4 protein-coding genes are annotated in these 4,052 nt (G+C 72.3%); all 4 read left to right on the top strand.

All coding sequences use genetic code 11. From position 1 onward, the window contains the following. Window positions 1–336: 336 nt before the first annotated feature. The 4 genes from ACFV04_RS43465 to ACFV04_RS43450 all read left to right on the top strand — a co-directional run bounded on the left by ACFV04_RS43465 (window position 337) and on the right by ACFV04_RS43450 (window position 4,012). Entirely contained in the window at window positions 337–1,395 is a 1,059-nt protein-coding gene (locus ACFV04_RS43465) for an ABC transporter ATP-binding protein (protein WP_380536605.1), read from the top strand. Then, on the top strand, window positions 1,379–2,278 hold the full coding sequence (locus ACFV04_RS43460; protein WP_380536603.1) for an ABC transporter permease: 900 nt from the start codon (window positions 1,379–1,381) through the stop codon (window positions 2,276–2,278). The genes ACFV04_RS43465 and ACFV04_RS43460 overlap by 17 nt, the downstream gene beginning before the upstream one ends. Window positions 2,279–2,289: 11 nt before the next feature. Next, the gene (locus ACFV04_RS43455) at window positions 2,290–3,207 is read left to right on the top strand and encodes an ABC transporter ATP-binding protein (protein ID WP_360258572.1); all 918 of its coding nucleotides are present in this window, start codon (window positions 2,290–2,292) and stop codon (window positions 3,205–3,207) included. 88 nt (window positions 3,208–3,295) lie between these two features. Beyond that, window positions 3,296–4,012 carry an ABC transporter permease gene (locus ACFV04_RS43450; RefSeq protein WP_380536602.1) on the top strand — a complete coding sequence of 239 codons (717 nt, stop codon included), beginning with the start codon at window positions 3,296–3,298 and terminating at the stop codon, window positions 4,010–4,012. Window positions 4,013–4,052: the final 40 nt, after the last annotated feature.

The raw sequence follows: 4,052 nt of genomic DNA, 5'->3' as shown, positions 1-4,052 counted from the left end.
ACGTCAGCGTGGCCGACCTGGTCAAGCACGTCAACGAGTGCATCGCGACCCCGGGCAACCAGAAGGGCTCGTACCCCTGCTCGACCGGCGACTACAAGCTGGTCCTCGACGCCTCCGGCAAGGTCGTCGAGCTGTGGGAGCGCCCGCACTCCTGACCCGGGACCGGCGCCGGCCGCCCGCCCCCGCGGCGGGCGGCATGCGGCGGGCGGCCGACGCCGTCGCGCCCCCCGCGCCTTCCCGGCGAGCGCACAGGAGGGCGCCGCTGCCGGCCGACCCCTAGGGGAGAGGGGGTCCGGTGTCATACCGCAGCAGCAGGGGGGCTCGTCATTCCAGCTCATGACCCGTGCCGCGCGGGCCCGTTACGTTGAGGGCGTGTCCACAGCTGTCATCAAGACGGACGGCCTCACCAAGAGGTTCCCCCGGATCACCGCCCTCGATCAGCTCACCGTCGAGGTGCAGCCGGGGGTGGTCGGGCTGGTCGGGGCCAACGGGGCCGGGAAGTCCACACTGATCAAGATCCTGCTCGGGCTCGCCCCGGCGACCTCCGGCCGGGGCGAGGTCCTCGGTCTGGACATCGCCACCCGGGGCTCCGAGATCCGCGAGCGGGTCGGCTACATGCCCGAGCACGACTGCCTGCCGCCGGACGTCTCCGCGACCGAGTTCGTGGTGCACATGGCCCGGATGGCGGGCCTGCCCGCCACCGCCGCCCGTGAGCGCACCGCGGACACCCTGCGGCACGTCGGCCTCTACGAGGAGCGGTACCGGCCGATGGGCGGGTACTCGACCGGCATGAAGCAACGGGTCAAGCTCGCCCAGGCCCTGGTGCACGACCCCAGACTGGTGCTGCTGGACGAGCCGACCAACGGCCTCGACCCGGCGGGCCGGGACGAGATGCTCGGCCTGATCCGCCGGGTGCACACCGACTTCGGCATCTCGGTGCTGGTCACCACCCACCTGCTCGGCGAGCTGGAGCGCACCTGCGACCACCTGGTCGTCATCGACGGCGGCAAGCTGCTGCGCTCCTCCTCCACCGCCTCCTTCACCGAGGCGACGGCGGTCCTCGCGGTCGAGGTCACCGACCACCCGGAGGACCACACCGTCGAGCCCGGGGAGGCGGTCCGCGCCCGCCTCGCCGCGGCCGGCGTCGACGTCCGGCCGGAGGGCTCGCACCTGGTGCTGGTCCGGCTGGCCGACGAGTCGACGTACGACACGATCCGCGACACCGTCGCCGGGCTGGGCCTCGGCCTGGTCCGCCTGGAACAGCGACGGCACCGGGTCGCCGAGCTGTTCACCGAGGGCCCGGACACCGTGGCACCACCGGCCGTGCCGGACGCCCCGGAGGGCAGGAACACCCAGGACAGCAGGGGAGGTTCGGACGATGTCGCTGCCTCCTGAGACCAGGACCGCCGACACCGGCGTCATCCACGACATCGGCTACCGCGGCTACACCGGGCCCCGGCTCGGCCGCGGCTACGCCACCCGCGCGCTGTTCACCCAGAGCCTGCGCGCCGCCTACGGGCTCGGCCGTTCCGGCAAGTCCAAGGTGCTGCCGATGCTGGTGCTGGGCGTGGTCACCGTGCCCGCCGTGATCATGGTGTCGTTCGCCCTCTACCTGAAGCGCGACGAACTGCCGGTCGAGTACGCGGGGTACCTCGCGAGCCTCAACCTGGTGGTGTCGGTCTTCCTCGCCTCCCAGGCGCCGGTGCTGCTCTCGCGGGACCTGCGGTACCAGGCCGTGCCGCTCTACTTCTCCCGGCCGATCACCCGCACCGACTACGTCCGGGCCAAGTCCGCGGCCATGGTCTGCGCCCAACTGCTGCTGATGTCGGCGCCGTTGCTGGTGCTCTACGTCGGAGCCCTGCTCGGCGGCATGGACTTCGCCGAGAACACCGGGCACTTCCTGTACGGCCTGGCCGCGGCCGTGCTGTACGCCGTGGTGCCGACCTCGGTGGCGCTGGTGATCGCGGCCACCACCCCGCGCCGGGGCTTCGGGGTCGCCGCCATCATGGGCTACCTGGCGATCAGTGCCGCGGTGGCGGGCGTCGCGGTCGGCATCAGCGACCCGGGCCCGACCGGCTCCGACGCCGCGCAGTGGACCTCGCTGATCTCGCCCACCAACCTGGTGGAGTCCCTGGTCAACGAGGTGTTCGACCTCGGCACCGGCCTCGACCGCCGGCACGCCCCGGGCGGGCTCGGCATCACGGTGTTCGCGCTCGTGGCCGTGGCCCTGGTGGTCGGCTCGTACCGGCTGCTGCTGAGCCGCTACAAGAAGGTTTGAGAGAGGGCGGCATGGCCACCATCAGCATCGACAAGGTCTCCCGCTGGTTCGGGAACGTGGTCGCGGTCAACGACATCACCATGACCATCGGCCCGGGTGTCACCGGCCTGCTCGGGCCCAACGGCGCGGGCAAGTCCACCCTCATCCACATGATGAGCGGCTTCCTCGCCCCGTCCAGCGGCTCGGTCACCCTGGACGGCGCGCCGATCTGGCGCAACCAGCAGGTGTACCGGCAGATCGGCCTGGTCCCCGAGCGGGAGTCGATGTACGACTACCTGACCGGCTGGGAGTTCGTCCTCGCCAACGCCGAACTGCACGGCCTGCCCCAGCCGGGCGCCGCCGCCCGCCGGGCCCTGGACCTGGTGGAGATGGCCCACGCCAAGGACCGGCGCACCGGCACGTACTCCAAGGGCATGAAGCAGCGGGTCAAGATGGCCTCCGCACTGGTCCACGACCCGGCCGTGCTGCTGCTCGACGAGCCCTTCAACGGCATGGACCCGCGCCAGCGGCTCCAGCTGATGGAGCTGCTGCGCCGGTTCGGCGCGGACGGCCGCACGGTGCTCTTCTCCTCGCACATCCTGGAGGAGGTCGAGCAACTGGCCCGGCACATCGAGGTCGTGGTCGCCGGCCGGCACGCCGCCTCGGGCGACTTCCGCAAGATCCGCCGGCTGATGACCGACCGCCCGCACCGCTACCTGGTCCGCTCCAGCGACGACCGCCGGCTCGCCGCCGCGCTGATCGCCGACGGCTCCACCACCGGCATCGAGGTGGACGAGCGGGAACGGGCCCTGCGGATCGAGGCGGTCAACTTCCAGGGCTTCACCACCCTGCTGCCCAGGGTCGCCCGGGAGGCCGGCATCCGGCTGTACACCGTCTCCCCGGCCGACGAGTCGCTGGAGAGCGTCTTCTCGTACCTGGTCTCCGCATGATGCCGGCCGATCCCCGCGTGACACCGACCGACCGGGCCGAGGCCGACCGAGCCCGAGCCGACCGGACCCAGGAAGGGGCCGACCGTCCATGAACCCCACCGTCGCCAGGCTGACCCTGCGCGGGCTGCTGGGCCGCCGCCGCGGCCTGCTGCTGCTGGTGGTCCCCGCGCTGCTGTTGCTGGTCTCCGCCATCGCGAGCGGGTCGACCGCCGACGCGCACGGCCTGACCGTCAAGATCCTCGGCCAACTCGGCCTGGGCACCCTGGTTCCGATCCTCGGCCTGGTGGTCGGCACCGGGGCCATCGCCACCGAGATCGACGACGGCTCGATCGTCTACCTGCTCGCCAAGCCGCTGCCGCGGTGGCGGATCATCACCACCAAGCTGGCCGTGGCGATCGGCGTCACCTGGCTGTTCTCGGTCGTGCCGACGCTGCTGTCCGGGCTGCTGCTGTTCGGCACCCGGGACGGCATGGTGCTCGGCTACACGGTGGCCGTGATGGTCGCCGGGGCCGCGTACAGCGCGCTGTTCCTGCTGCTCGGCGTGGTCACCCGGCACGCCGTGGTCGCCGGGCTGGGGTACGCCCTGATCTGGGAGTCGGTGGTCGGCAACTTCGTCGAGGGCGCCCGGACGCTGAGCATCCAGCAGTGGGGCCGGGCGGTGGCCGAGGCCGTGGCCGGGGACACCGCGATCGGTGCCGACGTCTCGCTGGGGGCGGCCGTCCCGCTGCTGCTGGTGGTGACCGTCGGGGCGACGGTGCTGGCCTCGGTGAAGCTGGCCGGGCTGACCCTGGCCGGCGAGGAGTGAGCAGGGCCGTACGACCGTGAACGGGAACGGCGCTCCGGGG

The sequence above is a fragment of the Kitasatospora sp. NPDC059599 genome (assembly GCF_042735125.1).
Lineage (GTDB): Bacteria > Actinomycetota > Actinomycetes > Streptomycetales > Streptomycetaceae > Kitasatospora.
This window is presented reverse-complemented; position numbering and strand designations above follow the sequence as displayed.

Coding starts and splice junctions, on each gene's coding strand:
- ACFV04_RS43465 (WP_380536605.1), top strand. CDS start 337: ATGACCCGTGCCGCGCGGGCCCGTTACGTTGAGGGCGTGTCCACAGCT.
- ACFV04_RS43460 (WP_380536603.1), top strand. CDS start 1,379: ATGTCGCTGCCTCCTGAGACCAGGACCGCCGACACCGGCGTCATCCAC.
- ACFV04_RS43455 (WP_360258572.1), top strand. CDS start 2,290: ATGGCCACCATCAGCATCGACAAGGTCTCCCGCTGGTTCGGGAACGTG.
- ACFV04_RS43450 (WP_380536602.1), top strand. CDS start 3,296: ATGAACCCCACCGTCGCCAGGCTGACCCTGCGCGGGCTGCTGGGCCGC.